This is a genomic window from Collinsella tanakaei YIT 12063 (assembly GCF_000225705.1).
GTDB classification, from domain to species: domain Bacteria; phylum Actinomycetota; class Coriobacteriia; order Coriobacteriales; family Coriobacteriaceae; genus Collinsella; species Collinsella tanakaei.
Genome location: NZ_JH126469.1, coordinates 62,535 through 83,578, shown reverse-complemented (window position 1 = coordinate 83,578; position 21,044 = coordinate 62,535). Strand labels below are relative to the sequence as shown.

Annotated in this window: 18 protein-coding genes; 6 read left to right on the top strand and 12 right to left on the bottom strand. The window is 63.1% G+C overall.

Features of this window, described 5'->3' with window-relative positions; translation table 11 throughout:
* Window positions 1-108 precede the first annotated feature (108 nt).
* Window positions 109-1,101, bottom strand: a complete 993-nt coding sequence (locus HMPREF9452_RS05455) for a nucleoside hydrolase (RefSeq protein ID WP_009141131.1) — start codon at window positions 1,099-1,101, stop codon at window positions 109-111.
* 618 nt (window positions 1,102-1,719) lie between these two features.
* Here HMPREF9452_RS05455 and HMPREF9452_RS05450 point away from each other — a divergent pair.
* From HMPREF9452_RS05450 to hypE, 3 genes are all read left to right on the top strand, one after another.
* Entirely contained in the window at window positions 1,720-2,022 is a 303-nt protein-coding gene (locus tag HMPREF9452_RS05450) for a HypC/HybG/HupF family hydrogenase formation chaperone (RefSeq protein WP_009141130.1), read from the top strand.
* Window positions 2,019-3,113 (top strand): hydrogenase formation protein HypD, encoded by a 1,095-nt coding sequence (gene hypD / locus HMPREF9452_RS05445; protein WP_009141129.1) that lies wholly within the window; start codon window positions 2,019-2,021, stop codon window positions 3,111-3,113. Before HMPREF9452_RS05450 ends, hypD begins: the two co-directional genes overlap by 4 nt.
* 132 nt (window positions 3,114-3,245) lie before the next feature.
* Window positions 3,246-4,286 (top strand): hydrogenase expression/formation protein HypE, encoded by a 1,041-nt coding sequence (hypE, locus tag HMPREF9452_RS05440; protein ID WP_040362465.1) that lies wholly within the window; start codon window positions 3,246-3,248, stop codon window positions 4,284-4,286.
* A 65-nt stretch (window positions 4,287-4,351) separates the two neighbouring features.
* Here the strand turns inward: hypE and HMPREF9452_RS05435 are convergent, their stop codons facing one another.
* Window positions 4,352-5,590, bottom strand: coding sequence for an FUSC family protein (locus HMPREF9452_RS05435; protein ID WP_187116501.1), 1,239 nt, complete (start codon window positions 5,588-5,590; stop codon window positions 4,352-4,354).
* Between the two features lie 301 nt (window positions 5,591-5,891).
* Between HMPREF9452_RS05435 and HMPREF9452_RS05430 the strand changes: the two genes are divergently transcribed.
* Window positions 5,892-6,551, top strand: a complete 660-nt coding sequence (locus HMPREF9452_RS05430) for an HAD family hydrolase (RefSeq protein WP_009141126.1) — start codon at window positions 5,892-5,894, stop codon at window positions 6,549-6,551.
* Between the two features lie 65 nt (window positions 6,552-6,616).
* Here the strand turns inward: HMPREF9452_RS05430 and HMPREF9452_RS05425 are convergent, their stop codons facing one another.
* The 7 genes from HMPREF9452_RS05425 to HMPREF9452_RS05395 all read right to left on the bottom strand — a co-directional run bounded on the left by HMPREF9452_RS05425 (window position 6,617) and on the right by HMPREF9452_RS05395 (window position 13,880).
* Window positions 6,617-7,180: a hypothetical protein gene (locus HMPREF9452_RS05425; protein WP_009141125.1), complete on the bottom strand. Its 564-nt coding sequence runs from the start codon at window positions 7,178-7,180 to the stop codon at window positions 6,617-6,619.
* A 217-nt stretch (window positions 7,181-7,397) separates the two neighbouring features.
* Window positions 7,398-8,081, bottom strand: a complete 684-nt coding sequence (gene pyrE, locus HMPREF9452_RS05420; RefSeq protein WP_009141124.1) for an orotate phosphoribosyltransferase — start codon at window positions 8,079-8,081, stop codon at window positions 7,398-7,400.
* A gap of 108 nt (window positions 8,082-8,189) precedes the next feature.
* Window positions 8,190-9,071 (bottom strand): amino acid ABC transporter ATP-binding protein, encoded by an 882-nt coding sequence (locus tag HMPREF9452_RS05415; protein ID WP_009141123.1) that lies wholly within the window; start codon window positions 9,069-9,071, stop codon window positions 8,190-8,192.
* Between the two features lie 9 nt (window positions 9,072-9,080).
* Complete coding sequence (locus HMPREF9452_RS05410; RefSeq protein ID WP_009141122.1) at window positions 9,081-9,734, bottom strand: amino acid ABC transporter permease; 654 nt, start codon at window positions 9,732-9,734, stop codon at window positions 9,081-9,083.
* A 160-nt stretch (window positions 9,735-9,894) separates the two neighbouring features.
* Complete coding sequence (locus HMPREF9452_RS05405) at window positions 9,895-10,737, bottom strand: transporter substrate-binding domain-containing protein (RefSeq protein ID WP_009141121.1); 843 nt, start codon at window positions 10,735-10,737, stop codon at window positions 9,895-9,897.
* 342 nt (window positions 10,738-11,079) lie between these two features.
* Complete coding sequence (locus tag HMPREF9452_RS11300; RefSeq protein ID WP_009141120.1) at window positions 11,080-12,618, bottom strand: S-layer homology domain-containing protein; 1,539 nt, start codon at window positions 12,616-12,618, stop codon at window positions 11,080-11,082.
* A gap of 221 nt (window positions 12,619-12,839) precedes the next feature.
* The gene (locus tag HMPREF9452_RS05395; RefSeq protein ID WP_009141119.1) at window positions 12,840-13,880 is read right to left on the bottom strand and encodes a branched-chain amino acid aminotransferase; all 1,041 of its coding nucleotides are present in this window, start codon (window positions 13,878-13,880) and stop codon (window positions 12,840-12,842) included.
* Window positions 13,881-14,260: 380 nt separating this feature from the next.
* Between HMPREF9452_RS05395 and cysE the strand changes: the two genes are divergently transcribed.
* A complete protein-coding gene (cysE, locus tag HMPREF9452_RS05390) occupies window positions 14,261-15,028 on the top strand; it encodes a serine O-acetyltransferase (RefSeq protein WP_009141118.1) in 768 nt (255 codons plus the stop codon).
* Window positions 15,029-15,124: 96 nt separating this feature from the next.
* The gene (locus HMPREF9452_RS05385; RefSeq protein WP_009141117.1) at window positions 15,125-16,060 is read left to right on the top strand and encodes a hypothetical protein; all 936 of its coding nucleotides are present in this window, start codon (window positions 15,125-15,127) and stop codon (window positions 16,058-16,060) included.
* Between the two features lie 520 nt (window positions 16,061-16,580).
* Here the strand turns inward: HMPREF9452_RS05385 and HMPREF9452_RS11950 are convergent.
* From HMPREF9452_RS11950 to HMPREF9452_RS05370, 3 genes are read right to left on the bottom strand one after another with little or no spacing between them, the layout of a single operon-like run.
* Window positions 16,581-18,431: an ABC transporter ATP-binding protein gene (locus HMPREF9452_RS11950; RefSeq protein ID WP_009141116.1), complete on the bottom strand. Its 1,851-nt coding sequence runs from the start codon at window positions 18,429-18,431 to the stop codon at window positions 16,581-16,583.
* On the bottom strand, window positions 18,421-20,253 hold the full coding sequence (locus tag HMPREF9452_RS11945) for an ABC transporter ATP-binding protein (RefSeq protein ID WP_009141115.1): 1,833 nt from the start codon (window positions 20,251-20,253) through the stop codon (window positions 18,421-18,423). Before HMPREF9452_RS11945 ends, HMPREF9452_RS11950 begins: the two co-directional genes overlap by 11 nt.
* Complete coding sequence (locus HMPREF9452_RS05370) at window positions 20,250-20,780, bottom strand: MarR family winged helix-turn-helix transcriptional regulator (protein ID WP_009141114.1); 531 nt, start codon at window positions 20,778-20,780, stop codon at window positions 20,250-20,252. Before HMPREF9452_RS05370 ends, HMPREF9452_RS11945 begins: the two co-directional genes overlap by 4 nt.
* Window positions 20,781-21,044 lie beyond the last annotated feature (264 nt).

Sequence of the window (21,044 nt, the reverse complement as noted above, 5' to 3'; positions counted from 1 at the left end):
ATTTGCACGGCAGCGAAGCGCGGCAAGGGGCCTGGAGCGGCGCCTTCTGTCCCAAGCCGGGCGCTAGGCCATACACCCCAAGCCGCCGCGCAGGCATCCAAAAAGCCGTTAGCGAACCGCTTGGAGCAAGTTGCCCAGGACCTTCTGGAATCCCAGCGCGTCCACCAGGCTCAAAACCAACGCATTAGACGGTGTCGCATTCCCCGAGGCCTTCGCGACGCCAGCATCCGCGCCGTCGCCCGCAGCGACAAGCCGCGTCTCGCCACGGTCGTCCTGGCCCAAGCCAATCTCAACAACGCCGCGCACTCCTTGAAACAGGTCGGGCGCAAGCACGTAGAGCAGCGGCACCGCATCGTGCACCACGCACACGCCATGCGGCCACGAGGCGGGATCGCCCTTGTAAAAGGACAGCATACGAGCCAGCGCGCAAAGGCGTTCGCTATCGCCATCGCGCATCGATGTCAGCTGCTCTGCGGACAGCCCGCTTCTGAGCGTGACGTCCAGCCCGCACATCACCACGGGCACGCCCGACGCAAAGACCATGTGCGCCGCCTCAGGATCCGCCCAAATGTTGTACTCCGCCCGCGGGGTCACATTGCCGCCGCAGGTAGACCCACCCATAATGACCACGTCTTGAATGCGGACAGCGTCATCTGGAAACGCGCGCAACAGCAGGGCGATGTTGGTGAGCGGCCCCGCAGCAACCAGCCTCATCCGGCGCGCAGGCGCCAGCAAGCAAATGGCCTTGTGCATTGCCAGCACTGCAGAATCGTTGGCAAGAGCTCGGTCGCCCGCGGGGATCTCGACCTCGCCCAGGCCGTTCGCCCCGTGCACGTGGGCGGCATCGCACGCGGCGCGCACCAAGGGGCGGTTCGCCCCGCGGGCAACCAGCACGTGTGGAAGCGCCAAATAAGAGGCTAGTGCCAGCAGATTCGCCGTCGTCACGTCAAGCGGCATGTTGCCCGCAACGCTCGAAAGCCCATGCAGGCGCACGCGCCCCCGCCCAACCGCGCCGGAAAGGGCGGCCAGCATCACGGCGTCATCGATGCCGGGGTCGCAGTCAACCCACACATCGCTTACAACATAATCTTCCCAGGTCATGGCACCCCTCTTCTTCTGCGGCGAGCGCACCCGCGCGCTCTTGCGTTCCGCACCCATCATACCCACGCCAGCCGGCGGCGTGTGTCAGCCAGCGGCGCGTGTCAGCCAGCGGCGCGTGTCAAAAAAGCCTTTAGTGTGGAGGTTAGGACAAATAGTGCCTTAGTGCGGTCCGGAGAGGTCTCGGAGCGAATTCTTTATGCATCAAGCCCCACCGTCCAAGCCATCTACCTCGCCCGATACAAACAACCTATTCATAAGGTACCAATCTATCACCCTTTTTCACCACACTAACGCACTATTTGGCACAATTCGAACCGCACTAAGCGATTATTTGTCCCAGCCTCCACACTAAGCGATTATTTGGCACACCCTCCATTTCGCAGTAAGGCGCTATTTGGCTCGAAGCCCGCATGGGGGCGGCCCGCCCCTCGCTCGGTCCTCACTCCCCAGGACCGCCCCGCACCCCGGGCCTGCCGTTCCCCAATCCGCGTCCAAACCAACGCTTGTCATTGGCGATGTCGCTCCGGCGGGGTACCATCTAGCAAGAAAACAAATCGCACCGCCCGCTCCATTCCAAACACGGAAAGGGGCGCGGCGCCAACCCGTAAAAGAGGTCTTATGTGCCTTGCAGTTCCCGGTAAGATCCTGCAGATAAACCCCTTTGGCCGCGCGACGGTCGACATGCTGGGCGTCCAGCGCGAGGTGTCGCTGCGCCTGGTGCCCACCGCGCAGGTGGACGATTACGTGCTGGTGCACGCCGGCTTTGGCATCCAGGTGATCGACCCCGCAGAGGCGGAGGAGACCCTGCGCCTGGTGCGCGAGCTTCCCGACCTTTTTGACGAGGACCTGGCGCAGGCCGAGGCAGCAGAAGAGCTTTCCATGCACGCGGAACCCTCGCTCGACGACGGCGGTGCCGCATGAGCGATATCGACTTCGGCGCCTTCCGCGACGCCGCGCTTGCCCGCCGGCTCATCGACTCCATCCATGCCATGGCGGGCGATCGGCAAATCAACCTTATGGAAGTCTGCGGCACCCACACGGTGAGCATCGGGCGCTATGGCTTTCGTTCCATCATGCCCGCCGGCGTGCACCTGCTCTCCGGCCCCGGCTGCCCGGTCTGCGTCACCTCCAACCGCGACATAGACCACGCTATCGCGCTCTCGCGCCTAGACGGCGTGGTCATCGCCACCTTTGGCGACATGGTGCGCGTACCCGGATCGACCACGTCGCTATCGCGCCAAAAGGCCGCCGGCCGCGACGTGCGCATCGTCTACTCCCCCCTAGACGCCGTGGAGCTCGCCCAGGCAAATCCGCACCTGCAGGTCATCTTTATGGGCGTGGGCTTCGAGACCACCACCCCCGCGATCGCGGCGACCATCCTCGACGCGCACGACCGCGGCATAGAGAACTTCTCCGTCTTCTGCGCCCACAAGACCACGCCGCCTGCGCTTCGCGCCATCGCCAGCGATCCGCAGACGCGTATCGACGGCTTCATCCTGCCGGGCCATGTCTCCACCATCACGGGCGTGGAGACCTACCGCTTTTTGGTGGACGAGTTCTCTACCCCGGGCGTTGTCACCGGCTTCGAGCCCGTCGACGTGCTCGAGGGCATCGCCATGCTGGTCCGCATGGTTGCCGAAGGCGCGCCGGACATCCAAAACGCCTACCGCCGCGGCGTGAACCAGGGCGGCAACGCCGTCGCGCGCCAGCTGGTGCAGCAGGTCTTCGAGCCCGTCGACGCCACATGGCGCGGACTGGGCGCCATCCCCGCCTCCGGCCTGCGCATTCGAGACGAGTTCGCGCACCTGGATGCAAGCCGCCGCTTTGACGTCGACATCGAACCCACGCGCGAGGCCGCCGGCTGCCGCTGCGGCGACGTGCTGCGCGGCGTCATCACCCCCGGCGGCTGCCCGCTGTTTGGGCGCACCTGCACGCCGGAAAAGCCCGTGGGCCCTTGCATGGTCTCAAGCGAGGGCAGCTGCGCTGCCTACTATCGCTACCGCGAGGCATAGGCAAGCCGGCAAGGCGCAAAGATCCGGCAAAGCGCAAAGACCACGCCGGTGCCCATCCTCGTCCGCACCAACCCCGCCCCGGCGGCCCCGCCGCCCCGGCGCCATCGCAACCAAGAAAGGGTGACCTTCACCATGGATACCTCAACAGACGCAACCGTCCTTCTTGGCCACGGGTCGGGCGGGCAGATGATGAAACGCATCATCGATGAGCTGTTTTTGGACGAGTTCGGCTCGCCAGAGCTCCTCGCCGGCAACGACGCCGGCGTCGCTCAGCTTGCCCCCACCGGTCGCATCGCCATGTCAACGGATAGCTTTGTAGTCACGCCGCAATTCTTCCCCGGCGGAAACATCGGCAGGCTCGCCGTATGCGGCACCGTCAACGACGTCGCCACCTCCGGCGCGCGCGTGCGCTACCTCTCCTGCGGCTTCATCCTGGAAGAGGGGTATCCCATGGCGGACCTGCGAGCGATCGTCCACACCATGGCGCAGACCGCGCGCGAGGCGGGCGTCGCCATCATCACCGGCGACACCAAGGTGGTCGAGCGCGGCGGCGCGGACGGCGTCTACATCAACACCGCAGGCGTGGGCGAGGTGCCCGCGGGCGTTGAGCTCTCCGGAGCGGCCTGCCGACCCGGTGACAAGGTGCTGGTCAGCGGCACATTGGGAGATCACGGCATCGCCATCATGAGCCAACGCGAGGGCCTGGCGTTCTCCACCGCCATCGAGTCCGACGCCGCGCCGCTCAATCATCTCATCTACAACGTGCTCGACGCCGCACCGCATGCGCGCTGCTTCCGCGACCCCACGCGCGGCGGCCTTGCCAGCACCCTCAACGAATTCGCCGCCGCATCGGGCGTGGATATCTATGTGGACGAGGACTCCATCCCCGTGCGCCCAGAAGTCCGCGGCGCCTGCGAGATGCTGGGATACGACGTGCTGCAGGTTGCCAACGAGGGAAAGATGGTCGCCGTTGTCCCCGCGGACGAGGCCGACGCCGCGCTTGCCGCCATGCGCTCCAGCCGCTACGGCGAGAGCGCTGCCATCATAGGCGAGGTTTGCGAGGCGGCCTCTACCAGGCGCGACGCACGCCCCACGGTTCGCGTCCGCTGCGGTTGGGGCTCCACGCGCGTGCTCGATATGCTGGTTGGCGAGCAGCTCCCCCGCATCTGCTAGCGCGAAAGCAAGCCGCGCGCCCGCACGTCCTCGCATCCGCAACCGCCCAGCTCCTCAAAACAAGCCTATACGGCGGTCTCGCCATCGGACGCAAGGCGGCTCATGCCGCGATTGAACGCCACCGAGAACGCCGCCACCACCGCCGCGGCGATCAGGCTGTCCGCGATGCGCCAAAACGCCGCCCCGCCCATGCCAAACATGGTCTGCGCCAATAGCATCGCCCCCATGGTATTGAACGCCTGCGTCCAGTGGTATTTGCCGGATAGCCCGCAGCACATACCCACCACCATGCCAAACACGGCTTGGACCAGGGGCGGGGCCGCCGGGTAAACCAAGCAGAACAGCCCCACGCCCACCGCGCTGAACCCCACGCGCCACCAGATGCGGTCGCGCACGGCCGTCGCGTACGGGGTCAACAGGCTCGATCCCACCAGGCCCATCCACATAAGGCGCTCCACGCCCAACACGTCGCCCGCAAAGAATGCAAGGGAGATACCCAGCGCCGCCCTGATATGGTAGCGGGTCTTGGGATTTTGCAGCGATGCCTCGTCCAAGGCCTGGACGATGGTTCTATACGGGCGCTCCTCGCCGCGTTCGCGCGCCGCCGCTGCCACCTGGGCCTCGGCCGTGCGGTTGCGACAGCGCCAATAGACCGCCGCGCACAGCGCAAAGCCCGCGGCCATGGTTGCCAGTCGAGCGGGAACCTGCCCGGCAGAAAGCGGGGCGTCGTAGGAAGCACCCACCAGCAGGGCGTAGCCAAAGCCGTATGTGCCGCCGTTTCCCATGCGCGGGTCGTCGACGCCCACCACCATAACCACCGCGAGGCCGGCGATGTTGAGCGCCAGCCTCGCAAGCGGGCCCGCCCCCTGCCCCAGCAGCGGCACCGCCGTGAGAACGGCGAACACAACCAGCAGGGCCAGCAGGTTCTGGCGCGGAGCGTAGTTGAAGCCCACAAAGCGCACGCACAGGATGAAGACAAAGACCGCGACGGCCGGAATGGAGCTCTGCGGTCCAAACGCGGCGCCAAAGGCGGAGATAAACAGCACCGCAGACGCCACAATAAGGGCGGCGCGCACCAGCAGGGCGGCGTTGACCGTGGCGCGGCACGCCCGGCAGCCAGCGGACTCGCGCAGACCCTTGAGGTCGCGCACGCTCAGCTGCAGCATGCCGTAGAATCCAGGAAGCCGATTGGCCCTATGGTCGCGATGGGGCTTGTTTGCGCGTGCGATAGCAACCTGCTTGCCTTGGGGCATGCCGGACTCCTTCTCATCTGCTCCGATGTACTGGTTCCCCCACGCCGTCATGACAGGCCCGCCCTGCCGCCAGGTCATCGGACGGTCGGGTCGCAGGGCCGTCGGGACGACGCGGCCGGGCGCGGTGCACAGGCGGCCGTTCAAATTTGGGTGACACAGTATCGCGAAAACTCGCCTCGCTGCCCACCCCCGCGACCGCAAACGCACGAGAAGCGCAAATATACCCACCCGCCCTATGGTATGGTTGCCAAAGCAGTATCCATCATGCCGCGGCGGACCCGGCAAACGGCGCCGGCCCGCTGTCCCCCGCACCGCCCCGCGCGATGCGTCTCAAATAACCCACGGGGGTACTATGGAATTCAAACATGTAATCTTTGACCTGGACGGCACCATCCTCGACACGCTGGAGGACCTCGCCCTTGCCGGCAACCATACCTGCGAGCTGCATGGATGGCCCACCTTCGCCGTCGACCAATACCGCTACAAGGTCGGCAACGGTATGCTCAAGCTGGTCGAGCGCTTCATGCCCGCGGAGTACGCCGGCGACGGAATGATGTTCCAAACCGCCCTGGCAGAGTTTCGCTCCTACTACGGCGAGCACAAAGAGGACCACACCGCACCCTACCCCGGCATCATCGACATGCTCGACGCCATGCGCAAGACGGGCGTCACGCTCGCCGTCCTCACCAACAAGGACCACGCCGCCGCCGTCCCGCTGATCGAGCGCTATTTTGGACCGAACCGCTTCGCCGTGGTCCAGGGGCGCATAGACGCCTATCCGCCCAAGCCTGCGGCGCCCGTCACCCTCCATGTTCTGGAGCAGCTTGGGGCCGACCCCTCGTCCACGCTCTACGTGGGCGATTCCAACGTCGACATCCAGTGCGGGCACAATGCCGGCATGCGCGCCGCCGGCGTGGCATGGGGCTTCCGCGGAACGGAGGAGCTTGAGCGCGAGGGCGCGGACTTTATCGCCCACACGCCAGACGACCTGCTGCGCATCGTCCAAGGCTAGATGCAAAATGAAGGGCGCCCCGCACATGCGAGACGCCCTTTCAAAATCATCTTCGGCAAAGCGGCCTACGCCATCATCGCGCCCATCAGCGCCGCCTCGGCGGAGTCATCGACCTCCCACTCGCCGTCCTCGTTCTTGGTGTAGCCCATCTCGATCTCAGAGCCCTTGGGCTCGGCGGCATCCGTTACCTCAAGCAGGATCTTGCCGCCCTCCTCGTAGAGCTCGGCCTCGGTCATCGACGCAAGATCCATGGATCCCAGGCGCTCCGTAAAGGCCGTCTGGAAGTTGGTCATGATATCGGCCATCGATTTGATGGTGATGGACACTTTCGCCACGGCCGTGCCGGCCTCCTCGTCCACCGTGATCTCGCCCACCTCATAGGCAAAACCGTCCAGGTACGACGCCATAAAATCTTTGGACGATATTCCCAGCTGCTCGATCTCCTCGCCAGCAACTTCGTCCAGGCTGTCCATCAATTCGCTATCGTCCGCATTCACGCGGTCAAACTGAGAGGTCAAATCCGTTTTGATCTGCTCTTCAACGGACGGACCGCCGCCGCAGCCGTACAGGCCAAACAGCGAGGCGGCCATAACGGCCATCAGAGCAAGCAGGGGGAGCCTCTTCTTCATAACAACCTCCAAGGGGCTCATGGGTCCAGCGCCACGCGCCGTCGCGCGCTTGAGATACGCCCGCGGGCGCGCCTTCCCGCACAGTGTACGCGAGACAAAAAGATGCCGCCCGGCCCATCGCCAAGCGGCACCCTTTATTCAACCAATGGCTCAAGCGAGCGGCAATTCGCTTGCTTTTTTTGGACGATGCAAACGCCCGTCCCCGCAAGCGCCCCGCCTACTCGCGCGCGCCGTACTGCTCGTAGTACGCGTCAATAGCCGCCTTGATCTGATCATCGATCACCACGCGACCCTGAACCTCGCGGTTGTAGAGGTACTCGGTGACCTCGGCCATGCTCACGATGGAGGCAACGGGGAAGCCGTATTTGGCCTCGACTTCCTTCTGGGCGGTGGTCACGCCGCCCTTGCCAACCTCCATGCGGTTGAGCGAGACGATAAGGCCCTTGACCTCGACGTCCGCCGCTGCCTTGAGCTTGGGATAGGTCTCATCGATCGACTTGCCAGAGGTGGTGACGTCCTCCACCATGATCACGCGGTCGCCATCCTTGAGCTCGTAGCCCAGCATGCCGCCCTTGTCGGCGCCGTGGTCCTTGACCTCCTTGCGATCGGAGCAGTAGCGAACCTCCTTGCCGTACAGCTCGGACAGGGCGATAGCGGTCACCACGGACAGCGGGATGCCCTTGTACGCGGGACCAAAGACAACGTCGAAATCCAGGCCAAAGTTATCATGGATGGCGCGGGCGTAGTACTCGCCCAGGCGCTTGAGCTGCTCGCCCGTCACGTACGCGCCCGCATTCATGAAGAAGGGGGACTTGCGCCCGCTCTTCAAGGTGAAGTCGCCAAACTTCAACACGTCGGACTCGACCATGAACTCGATGAACTCGGACTTGTAAGCCTCCATGTGCATTCCTTTCGCTGGGGGCGCGCAGACGCGCGCGGTCGCGGTGCGGACAGGGCCGCGCGCCGCCTCGACACAGATCGCTTTTAGTGTAATGCAATCGTCGACCGCCTAGCCGCTAAAGCGCGACAGGAACTCTCGCGTGCGCTCGTGCGCCGGAGCGTCCATCACCTGCTCGGCGGGGCCCTCTTCCACAATAACGCCGCCGTCCATAAAGACCACGCGGTCGGCGACGTCGCGGGCAAACGCCATCTCATGCGTCACCACGATCATGGTGGTGTCCTCGGCCGCCAGCTGCTTTAACACCTTCAAGACCTCGCCGGTGAGCTCGGGGTCCAGCGCAGAGGTGGGCTCGTCAAAATACAGCACCTGCGGGTTCATGGCAAGCGCACGGGCAATGCTCGCACGCTGCTGCTGGCCGCCGGAAAGCTGACAGGGCACCTTGTCCTCGCAGCCCGCCAGACCCATTTTTTGGACGAGGCCCCGCGCCTGCCGCTCAACCTCCGCACGCTCGCGCTTTTGCACCACCAGCGGAGCGTCCATGATATTGCGCATCACGCTCATATGGGGAAACAGGTTGAAACTCTGAAACACCAGGCCAAAGCGCTGGCGCGCCTGGGCAAGCGCGCCCTTGTCGCCGTACACCGCGCGGCCCCGTGGATCGCCGCTGGCAGGGCGCGCCACCGCGAGCTCGCCGTCCTCGCCCGCAGAAAAGCCGCCGTACCACAGGCCGCCGCCGTCCAGGCGCTCCAGCAGCGTCATGCAGCGCAGCAGCGTGGACTTGCCCCCACCCGAGGGCCCAATGATCGCCACGACCTCGCCCGGGGAAACGGAAAGCGAGATGTCATTCAACACCTGGTTGCCGCCAAACGCCTTGCGCGCGTGCTCCAGGCGCACCACCGGGCGCTGCGACGCGGACTGCGGTGCTGCCGCGCCCGCAGGCTGCGACGCCACCTTGGCCGCGGGCTGAACCCCTGTATTCATACGCTCCATGTTCGCCTCCTAATCGTGGTAGTAGTCCATCTTCTTCTCAATGCGGCCAAGGATGATCTCGACCAAGAAATTGAAACCCCAGTAGAACAGCGCGGAGATGGCGAAGGGCATCATGCTGCGCTGCGAGGCCACCAACGCCTTGGCGGTAGAGAACATCTCGGCCACGCCGATGGCAAAGGCAAGCGAGGTGTCCTTGACCAGGGTGATGATCTCGTTGCCCATAGCGGGCAAAATGCGTTTGGCCACCTGGGGCATCACGATGCGCGCAAACGTCTGCACGCGCGAGTAGCCCAGCACCTCTGCCGCCTCGTACTGGCCGCGCGGTATCGACTGAATACCAGAGCGGTAGATCTCTGCAAAGTACGCCGCGTAGTTGATGATGAACGCGATGATGCACGCCTGCCACTTGGACTGCGTGGTGAGCTGGATGCCAAACACGTAGTAGGGCGCAAAGTACACGGCGAACATCTGCAGCATCAACGGCGTGCCGCGCATAACGGAGATAAACGCGCGGGCCAGCAACTGCAACGGCTTGAAGCGCGACAAACGCGCCAGCGCCACGGGAATTCCCAACGGAATCGACCCTAGCAGGGTGAGCGCGAACACCTGGGCGCTTACGCCAAACCCCTCCAACAGCATGCCCGCCATGGTCGAGATATCCATGCCGCGCCTCCTTTCCAACCACCTTGCGCTCGCGCCCGCGCGGACACGCCGCCTGCATTCCACCGACGCGCCCGCAGCCATATGGCGCCGCGAGCAAGAGCGTAAAGCCCCCGGCCCGCAAACACGAACCGAGGGCACCTCATCTATCCTGTTCGGCGTCTTACTTGATCAGCCAGTTGTCGTAGCTCACGCCGTCGTCCGCGTACTTGTCGCACAGCTCTTTAACAAAGCCGTCCTCGTCCATCTCTTTCAAGGTCTCGGTCACCTTCTCGGCAAGCGCGGTATCGCCCTTCTTAAAGCCGACGGCGTAGTGCTCGGTAGAGAGCTGCTCGTCCAACTGCTTATAGGTATCCTTGCCGGCCATCTGGTACTGGGCGATGGAGAGGTCGCAGGCGACCGCATCGACGGCGCCGCTTTCAAGCTGCATAAACGCGGTGTTGTAGTCGCCAATGGTCTCCAGCGAGGCAAACGTGGTGGTAAGGTCGGCCATGTCACCGTTCAACACTTCCTCCGCGGCGGAGTCGACCTGGGTGATCACGGTCTTGCCCGCCAGGTCCTCAAAGCTCTCGATGCCGCTATCGGCGCGGACCACCACAACCTGGGCGTTCAGCATGTAGGGGTCGGAGAACGTGTAATCGTCCTCGCGGCCCTCCATGGTGAAGCCGTTCCAAATGCAGGTGATGGCGCCAGAGTTAAGCAGCGTGTCCTTGGCGTCCCAGTCGATGGGCTCAAGCTTGAGCTCCCAGTCATTGCGCTTGGCGACCTCGGCCGCAAGCTCCAGGTCAAGACCGGTGAACTCGCCGTCATCGCCCACGTAGCCATACGGCGGGTAGGCCTGGTCAAAACCAACCGTGAGCGTGGCGATCTCACCGCCGGCATCAGCGGACGAGGATCCGGCAGAGCCCTGGTCGCTGGCAGCGGGCGAGGCGCCGCACGCGGACAGGACCAGCGCGGCGACCAGCGCCACCGCCGCGGCAACGGGAGCAAAGATGCGCTTCTTCATATCAGTTTCCTTCCCCATGTCACAAATCCTCGTCCACCCGCGTCGCCATGCACCCATGCGTCGCGCGCGCCATGGCAAGAGATCCGAGCTTGCATAATCGCCTTACAACGAGCTAGTACTTTACTATGATGCAGTGTCAGGGGCAACCTTTATTCATTTGGACAAGCCCTCCGTAATGCCCGCGCAACAAACCCCCTGCCGTCCTGACGCAGCGGACCGCCCGTGCACCCTGGCACCAAAAAGGCCCCGCGCCAAAACGCGGAGCCCTAAAAGCAAGCTGTCTTGAATTGGCCTGGGGTCGAATGCCGCCCCGCGCCAAAGGTAACGGAGACTCGGTCGCCGTTAGATATTCGCGATGTTACAGAGGCTTCGCAGCATGGCGGCGAATTCGCAGCGATATGCCGTGCCCTGGGGGTTCAGCCGACCGTTCTCGCCGTTGATGATGCCGGTCGCCACGGCCCAAGACACGGCCTGGGCGCCCCACGGGCTCACTTCATCGTCGTCGGGATACGCGGAAAGGTTAGCGCGGGCAGAAGTGTCAAGACCGCGCATCTGGGCGTAGCGCATCAAGAAGATCGCCGCCTCCTCGCGCGTCACGTCCTGATCGGGGCGGAACGTGCCGTCGCCGTAGCCGGAGACAAGACCGTTCTGCACGCCCCAGGCGATTGTGCCGGAATACCACTCGTTACGGGATACATCCGGGAAAGCGAGCGAGCCCACGTTGCCGGTCGCACCGCCGGATACGCGGCACAGCATGGTCACCACCATGGCGCGCGACGTGGTGCCGTACGGAGCCATCTGGGTGGTGCCGCTCAAGCCGGACATAAAGCCGCGCTGCGCCACCCATGCAATCGACTCCACGTACCACTGGCCGTAATCGATATCGCTATAGCGAGAGCTCAGGTACTGGCGCTCGTCCTCGGCCACATAACCCAAAACAACCTTTTGCTCTTTGCGGTAACGGTTGATGTAGCCGGCCGCATAGGTGTGGTCTTTGCCGTCGCCGGTGGAGTAATAGGTGACGATCGCGTTGGTAAGGCGCGTGGCGATCTCGCGGTCCGTCATGGCGTTGTTGATGTTGGCCGCCTTGATGAACTTCTGCATACCGCCCGAGCCAAACAGGTTGCACATGCCCCACGCCAGACCGCGCACGGCGTCCGCGCGGTTGTCGATGGTGATGCCGTAATAGTTACGGAAGATGCGCTCGGCCTGCTTGTAGTAGTTCTCGTACGCATAAGAATCCTGAAGCGCGGAAAACTCCGCGGAGTCCGCCCTGTACGCGGCGTGCCATGCGTTGTTGACCAGCCTGCCAAGGTCGCTCAAGCCGTCTTGGGACGAGGAATCGCGAAACGGATTGACCTTCTTGGAGGGGTCGTCCGGATAGCTGGGGTCCTGGGCGCCGTTGATGATGGTGTCGCCCTGGGCGATGACCTCTTTGAACATGGCGTATTTGGTGGGATTGTAGTTGTAGACCGCAGTGATAAAGGGCACCAGCGCGTAGCGGCGGTCAAACTGGTAATAACCCATCGCATTGTAGCCGTCGCCGTAAGAGAGCCCCTGGTCATAGTTGTGACCGCTTTCATAGATGGCAAAATACAGCATCTCATCAGAAAGCTTCACGGGAGAGAGGCGAGCGGTCGAAAGCAGCGAGACCGCATCGGCCGTGTCGTCGGCTGCGGCGGCGAGCGCAGCGAGCTCGTCTGCGGAAAGCTCCCGGTAATCCGCCCCGCGATCGATCGCGATGACGTCGCTGGCGGCAGATGCAGAAGCCTCAACGGATGCAGAGATGGAAGCGGATGCTGACACGGGCGCCAAAACGGACCCGGTAGCCAACACGGAAACAAGCCCTATTGCCAGGGCGCGGTGACGAGGCTTGGCCATTCGTCCTCCTTGGTTGTCGCCCCCTTACGGGGTGGTGTGTTTACATGTGCGTTTGCGATATAGCAAGGTACCTGCCCAGTATGGACGAGGACGGGCCGGCGCGCAACATCGCTGGCACGCCGACCCGCCTCGTCCATAAAAAAGCACGCACCCCGCCGTGGAGATGCGTGCCGTATATGCAAGCTATCGCGTGATGTAAAACGATGCCGGCAACATTGGTGCTAGCAGATCTCGAAGACCCAGTTGTGCTTGTCCTCAACGGCGCCGTCCTGGATGCCGGTAAGGGTCTCGCGGAGCTTCTTCATGACGGGACCGATCTCATCATGGCCCGCCGGGAAGGAGACCACGGTCTCATCCTCGTGGATCTCGCCCACGGGGCTGATAACGGCGGCGGTACCGCACAGGCCGCACTCTACAAAGGCGCCGGACTTGACCTCTGCCCACTCGACCGGACGCTGGACAACGGTGATACCCAGGTCCTCGGCCACCTGGACCAGCGAACGACGGGTGATGGAGGGCAGGATCGAATCGGTGTGGGACTGGGGAACAACCAGGGTGCCGTCCTTGGTGACAAACAGCACGTTGGCGCCGCCGGTCTCCTCAACGTAGGTACGGCTCTGGGAATCCAGATAGAGGTTCTCGGCAAAGCCGGCGCGGTGGGCATCCATGGTGGGCTTGAGGCTCATGGCGTAGTTAAGGCCGGCCTTGATGTTGCCGGTGCCGTGCGGCGCAGCGCGATCGTACTCGGAGATGCGCAGTTTGATGGGCTTGAGGCCGCCCTTGAAGTACGGGCCCACGGGGGTGACCAGAATGCGGAACTGATACTCGTCCGCGGGAGCAACGCCAATGACGTCGCCGGTGGCGATCATAAGCGGGCGCACATACAGCGTGGCGCCAGAGCCAAAGGGCGGGACCCATGCGGCGTTGGCGGCAACAACTTGCTTGACCGCGTCGACAAAGCGATCGACCGGGAAGGGCGGCATCTCCAGGCGCTCGGCGGACTCGTACATGCGCTGGGCGTTGAGGTCAGGACGGAAGCAGACGATCTTGCCGTCTTCGGTGGTATAGGCCTTGAGGCCTTCGAAGCACGCCTGGCAATAATGGAAAATGCCCGCGCACTCGGACAGGTTGAGGCTGTGGTCGGCGGTAAGGCCGCCCTCGTCCCACGCGCCATCCTTCCAATTGGAGACGTAGCTAACGTCCGTCTTGCGGTAGCCAAAGTCCAGGCTGCCCCAGTCCAGGTCCTTTTTCTCAACTGCCATGGCATTACTCCCATCGACGCGTGCGGGCAAACGCTCGCCCTGATTGACTGGATGTGATTCTACTCCGCACCCCGCTCGCGCGTAAAAGCTTTCTTTTATTAAGTAAAGCAATTTGCCATCGCGTAACAATTAGATTCACAGTTGCGCCCGTGCCGGGACCGCTTTGCGCGTCGCTCGCACGACCCAGGCGCAACCCCGCGCTACGGGGTGCCCCGCGTGCCCTGGGCGCCCCGCGTCCCGGCCGCCCCGCGTTAGGCGGCGCTACGTTAAACCCTAGCGTTTCTCTAGACTTAACCGCGGACGATGGCTACTATGACAGCATTACCGATTACGCCGGACGTCTACAGCACGCCGCGGCAACCTGTCCGGCGGGAGAGCGGATGAGCTTCATCACCACCATACGCGAAGACATCAACACCGTGCAGACGCACGACCCCGCTGCGCAAAACGGCCTGGTCATCTTTTTGTCCTACCCCGGCCTGCACGCCAAGTGGGCCCACACGCCGGAGCATTGGCTATGGAACCACGGCCTGCACAGCATTGCGCGCGTGATGTCCCAGTTCACCCGCTTTATGACCGGCGTCGAGATTCATCCCGCGGCTCAGATTGGGCGCCGCCTGTTTATTGACCATGCCATGGGCGTGGTGATTGGCGAGACCACCATTGTGGGCGACGACTGCGTGCTGTACCAGGGCGTCACCCTGGGCGGCACCGGCAAGGAGTGCGGAAAGCGCCATCCCACGCTGGGCGACCGCGTGACCGTGGGCACCGGCGCCAAGGTGCTGGGCAACATCCGCATTGGCGACGACGTCAAAATTGGCGGAAACTCCGTGGTGGTTAAGGACGTGCCGAGCAACTCCACCGTGGTGGGCGTGCCCGGCCGCGTGGTCCGCCGCGCCGGCTGCCGCGTACTGAACGAGAACATGGACCGCCGCGAGCATCGTGAGAGCATGCCCGACCCCGTGCAGGAGCAGTCGCTGCTTAACCGCGAGGGCATTGTGGGCAACCAACGCCGCATCGAGGAGCTTGAACAGCGCGTGGCAGAGCTGACTGCGCTGGTCGAGGCGCTCGCGACGCAAGGAGCCGACCAGGAGCGCGACTCGTCCATGCCCCCGAACGCTCCGTCCGCGGACAATGCCCGGCGCTAGCGGCGCCGCAGGCGCGACGTCACGCTACAATAAACCGCGTTTTCGCGTCGCCCGCCTGGCTCGCGGCACGTTTTGGCGCCTTTACTTGGAGCTCGCATGTCCATCCCCTCCAACATCGTCCCTTTTGTAAAGCCCCAGAGGCGCGACGGCGCGGACGACGTCCAAGGCCCTATCGAAGAGGCGCGCGGCGGCCGCGAGGGCCGTAGAGCCAAGCCCGCGAGCCGCGTCTGGATCATCGTCCTTCTCATCTTGCTGTTTGGCGGTTTCGCGCTCATCTTTGGGGGCGAGTGGGGACCCAGCACCGGAGCCGCCGGCCTTGCCATGCAGGCATGCCAGGGAGTGGGGCTGATTACGTTTGGCATCAGCCTAGCCATGACCGCGCGCCTTCTACATCTGCAGCACCGCACGAAGACCACGGGGACCCCTGCCGCGCCGAACGAACGGACTCGTGACGCGCTGCGCCGCGAATACGTCCAAGAGCTCGTCATGCTTGCACCCGCCGTCGCCGCGTACGCAGGCTGTGCGCTGCTCTATTTAACCGGCGTTTCCTTTCTTGAAGACGAGACCGCACTCAACCTCATCATCATGCTGGCGTTCGCGGGCGGCGCGGTTGCGCTGGCTGCCCTTGTGCACCGCAGGCGCAAGCGCAGGGGCGTGTCGTACAAGCACCTTGGCAATGCGGGGCTCATCGCATTCTGCCTTTCCTTTGCCGTTGGCGGCGCGCTCATTGGCTGGGATATCGCATGGAGGGCTGCGGTCGATGCGGCAAGCGGCCCCGCTACGGTGCGATGCTTCTATCGCGACTACGACATCGACAGGCCCACCGGTCGCTACGCGGGGCTTCACCCTACTCAGCTTCAGCTCGCTTTTACCAACGTGAGCGGGGACGGCACCATGCCCAACCCAGTGGTCTATATTGCCGCCGGCGACGTAGATGCAGTTCTTGACCAGGTATTTCGCGAAAATGCGTTTGCTATCGACCTCACGTACTACCCCAACAGCAACGTCTTTGTATCCGCCGAGGCCGCATAGGCGCACATGGCACGCGCCGCGCGGTCGCGGGTCCCCGCGGTTGCGGGCCGCCGCGGTCGCGATTGCGCGCGACCGAAGGCAGCCGCCGCCCACACCTCGCGCAGCCCCTGAATGAACGCCCGGAAGCAACTGCTGCTATTTTTATCCTCCAGTTGGACTTGGAGCGTGCTGAAATCAGCCTTCATGTTGGCCGAATTACTAAAATCGACCTTCAGTTGGACTTGCTAGTATTCATCGTCCAGTCGCGCAAGCTCTCTACCTGCTATTCTTTCACGAGAGTCTTTTTGATAGCCAAGGCAAACTCCAACTGAAGGTCGATTTCAGTAGGCCCAAGTCCAACTGGAGGCCAAAAATAGCAAAAGAGCGTACATGAAGCTCGATTTTAGCAGGGCGAAGTCCAACTGGAGGTCATTTTTAGCAGGGCAACTCCAACTGAAGGTCGTTTTTAGCAAGGCAACTCCAACTGAAGGTCAAAAATAGCAGCGGGGCGCGGGGACGGCCCCGCGCCCATACGCACCCGCTACATGAACTGCGACCGATACAGCTCCGCATATGAACCGCCCGCGGCGAGCAGATCCTGGTGCGTGCCCTGCTCGATAATGGTACCGGCCTGCATTACCAAAATCAGGTCCGCATCCACAATGGTGGAGAGGCGATGCGCGATGACAAAGCTGGTCCTGCCCTGCATAAGCGTTTCCATCGCATGGACAATAGCCCGCTCCGTGCGGGTGTCAACGCTGGAGGTCGCCTCGTCCAAAATAAGGATCTTGGGATCGCAGAGGATTACGCGAGCGATGGTAAGCAGCTGCCGCTGGCCCTGGCTGATGTTCTCCGCGTCATTGGCCACGTGGGTGTCATAGCCCTGCGGCATGGTGCGTACAAAGAAGTCCACGTGCGCCATGCGCGCCGCCTCGACGATTTGCTCGCGCGTGGCCCCCGGGCATCCGTAGGCGATGTTATCCGCGATGGTGCCGTCGAAGAGCCAGGCGTCTTGCAGCACCATGCCAAAGTTCTGGCGCAGCTCGCCGCGATCCATCGCGCGGGTGTCCACGCCGTCTAGCGTGATGCAGCCGCCGTCGATCTCGTAGAAGCGCATCAGCAGGTTGATCAGCGTGGTCTTGCCCGCGCCGGTCGCACCCACAATGGCGATTTTTTGGCCGGGGCGCGCCTCAAAGCTGACGTCGCGCATCAGCGGTTTATCCGGGCTGTAGCCAAATCGCACATGCTCAAAGGCCACGTGGCCCTGCGTGGGCTGTTCCACGTGGGCGGCAGCGGCGGGGGCGGGATCCGGCTCCACCTCGGCCTCGTCCAAAATATCGAAGACGCGTTCAACGGAGGCAAGCGCGCTTTGCAGCGTGTTGATGGTGAAGCTCATCTGGGTCAGCGGCTCGGATGCGTGGTAGATGTACTGGAAGAACGCCTGGAACACGCCCACGGTAAGCTGTCCGGCCACTAGCATGCCGCCGGCGACCACCGCGATGATAACCTGCGCGATGCGAATGATCATGCGGATGGCGGGCGAGATGGCGTTGGTCATGAAGTCGGCGCGGCGGGAGGCCTCTGCCAACTTATCCGAGATGCGATGGATGTCAGCGGAGCTTGCCTGCTCGCGGTTGAAGGAACGAATGATCACGCGCCCACTGTACGCCTCCTCCACTGCTCCGGTGAGATGACCCACCCACTTTTGGCGCTCCGCCGCCAGGGCGAGGTTGCGCTTAGCGACAAGCTTGGTCACCACGGTGGAGAGCACGGCGAAGCAGATGAAGATGCTCGCCAGCAGCGGGCTGTAGCGAAACATCATGATGACCGATCCGGCGATGGCGCCCACCGCGGTGAGCAGGCGGAGCAAGCCAGTCTGCAGCACCTCCGACATCTTGTCCAGGTCGTTAGTGGCACGGCTTACCACCTCGCCGGGTTTATGGCTATCGAAGAACGCTAGCGGCAGGCGGTTGAGTTTATGGGCGATGCGGTTGCGCAGCTCCAGGTTGAGCTTTTCCGCAAAGCCCGCCATGGTGAAGCTCTGCAGGCTATAAAAACCGCAGGCAGCCGTCCAAATACCCAGGTAGATAATGATATCGCGCCCAGCGTTATCCCACGTGACGGTAAAGTCGCCACCCCGGGCAAACGCCTCGCTGATGCCGTCCCACAGCACGTCAATCACGCGCGCGCTGTATGCCGGCGCGGCGAGGCTAAACCCCGTGTAGAAGATGATTGACACCATGACCAGGTAGAAACGCCAGTGCTGGCTGCGCGCGGCGTCCCATAGGCGGCGGATGGTCGGCCATGTATCGCGCGGGACCTCGAGCTCTTCCGTAGCGATATCTGTGGCGCTATCCGCGGTGTTGTCCATGGCGTCGTCCTTATCGGCCATTGCCATCACCTCCCTTCATCTGCGACTCCGCGATGGCGCGGTACACCTCGCAGGTCTCCATGAGCTCCTCGTGCGTGCCTATGCCGGCCATCTCGCCGTCTTTAAGAACGATGATTTGGTCCGCATGCAAAATGGTGCTGATTCTCTGGGCGATGATCAGCGTCGCGGCGTCTCGCGTCTCTGGCACCAGGGCGCGACGCAGAGCGGCGTCAGTCTTGAAGTCCAAGGCGGAGAAGCTGTCATCGAAGATGTAGAGGTCGGCGCGCTTCATGAGAGCGCGGGCGATGGAGAGACGCTGGCGCTGGCCGCCGGAAAAGTTGGTTCCACCTTGGGCCACGCGCGAATCGAGGCCATCCGGCAGGTCGTAGACAAACTGGCTTTGGGCGACGTCGAGCGCATGGCGCATCTGCTCCTCCGTGGCGGCCTCATTACCAAAACGCAGGTTGTCCGCAATGGTGCCGCTGAACAACCACGCCTTTTGCGGCACGTAGGCGATCGCATCTCGGAGCGACTCCCGCGTCATGCCTCGCACGTCCGCGCCGTTGAACTGGATGGCGCCGCCCGTAACGTCATGGAAGCGCAGCAGCAGCTTGGCCACGGTGGACTTGCCCGAGCCCGTGGAGCCGATGATAGCCGTGGTCTGGCCGCGGCGGCAACGGAAATTGAGGTTGTGCAACGTGTCCTCGTCCGCATCTGAAAAACGGAAGGTCACGTGGCGGAAGGCGGCCACCACGTCGGCGTCATCGTCCGGCTCCGCCGCATCGGCGACCACGGCGGCATCGGCGGTCACGGCCGCATCGGCGACCACGGCGGCATCGAGCGCTAGGTTGCCCTTGGCATCAAGCGGGTCGTGAGCGGGTCGCACGCAATCGCGAATCTCAGGTACCAGGTTGATGACCTCGTCCGCGCGATCCAGGCACGCCTTGGCGCGCGGCAAGGTCAACGCCACGATCTGCGCCATCATGATGAAAAACAAGATGAGCATGGCGTATTCCAGCACCGCCGAGATGCTGCCGATCTCCATGGCGTGCGCGCCCACGCGGTTGCCGCCAAACCACAGCACGGCGACCTCTGCGATGTTCATGAGGAAGAACGCCGAGCAGTCCAGGCCGGCGAACAGCCAGTTCACCTTGATGGCGGCCTTGGCGTAGCGAGAGAAGACGTCGTCCAGGCGCTCGTTTTCATGCTCTTCCTTGTTGAAGGCGCGGATCACGCGGACGCCGGTGATGTTTTCACGCAACACCACGTTCATGCGGTCGATGAAGCGCTGCAGTCGCGTGAAGATGGGCGCGGCGTTTGCCACCGTGATCGCGGCGATGACCAGCACCACGGCGACCACGATCGCAAGCAGGATGCCCATTTGATAGTCGATGGAAGTTGCCAGCGCGATTCCCATGACGCACATGATGGGCACGGGCAGCACCATCTGGATGGTCATGATGATGGACTGCTGAATGACATTGATGTCGTTGAGGGTGCGGGTAATCATAGAGCCGGTGCCGAAGCGCTCGAAGTCGCTGCCGGAGAACGCCAGCGAGCTATCGTACACGGCGTTGCGAATGTCACGGCCCACGTTGGCCGCCAACTTAGCGGACAGATAGCTGCCCAGTAGCGCGCCGCCGCTCGCCAGCGCCGTAGCGCCCAGCATGGCCAATCCGTTTTGCAAGATGTAGTTGAAGTTCTTGGTGGCCACGCCGATGTTGACCATATTCGCCAGCAGCGTCGGCACCAACATCGTGCCGGCGATGTCGACCATCAGCACCAGCACGGTGATAATGGCAAGCCCCCGATAGGGCTTCATGTACTTTAGCAGCAGCTTCATGCAGTCCCCTCCCCTTCTGCGGCGCCCGCGGCATTCGCCGCGCCCTTGGCGCCGTTCTCGCACCGCCCGTCTTCCGAGCGCGAGCCGTTCATGTTTTCGAATTCCCTTGTGAGTGCCTCCGCGTAGCGTCTCGCCAAGGTCATGAGCGTTTCGCGCTCTTCCTGATCAAGGCTGAAGAACGCCCGCTCCTCTGCGCGCATGGCGGGGACGATGTTCTTATCCACGAATGCGCGGCCCGCGTCCGTCAACGAAGCGCGCTTGCTTTTGCGACTCCCCTCTTCAAACGAGAGTTCGATAAGCCCGCGCGACTCCATGGTCTTGAGCGCCGAGCTCATAGTCTGCTTGCTATAGCCCCAGTCCACGTTGAGGGCGCGCAGAGATGCCTCGCCCCCGGCGCGTTCCAGCTCGTAGAGCATCCAATAGGCGCAATTCGAGATGCCGCAGCTGCGCGCGAAGTCCACGTACAGCCGATCCGCCGCGTTGTAGAGATACTCAAGCTCTACCGGCAAGTTGCAGGTACCTGACATTGAAACCCCCTCTTCATGTCCTACCCGATTGCCCACGGACGCGCGAAATGCACCGTCCGCGGTGCTATTCTGTCCGATTTCGGACAAACTTAGAGGTTAACAATCCTTTAGTGCCCAAGTCAATCCCTCCTGCGGGCACTTCTCCTCACGTCGCTGCGCAGTTCTCGAGGATAATTGCATCGATTTTGAAAAAAGCCGAGTAGCCGCACCCGCTGCTCGTCCGTACACTAGAAAAATGAATTGCTACCGTTTTTTTATACAGAG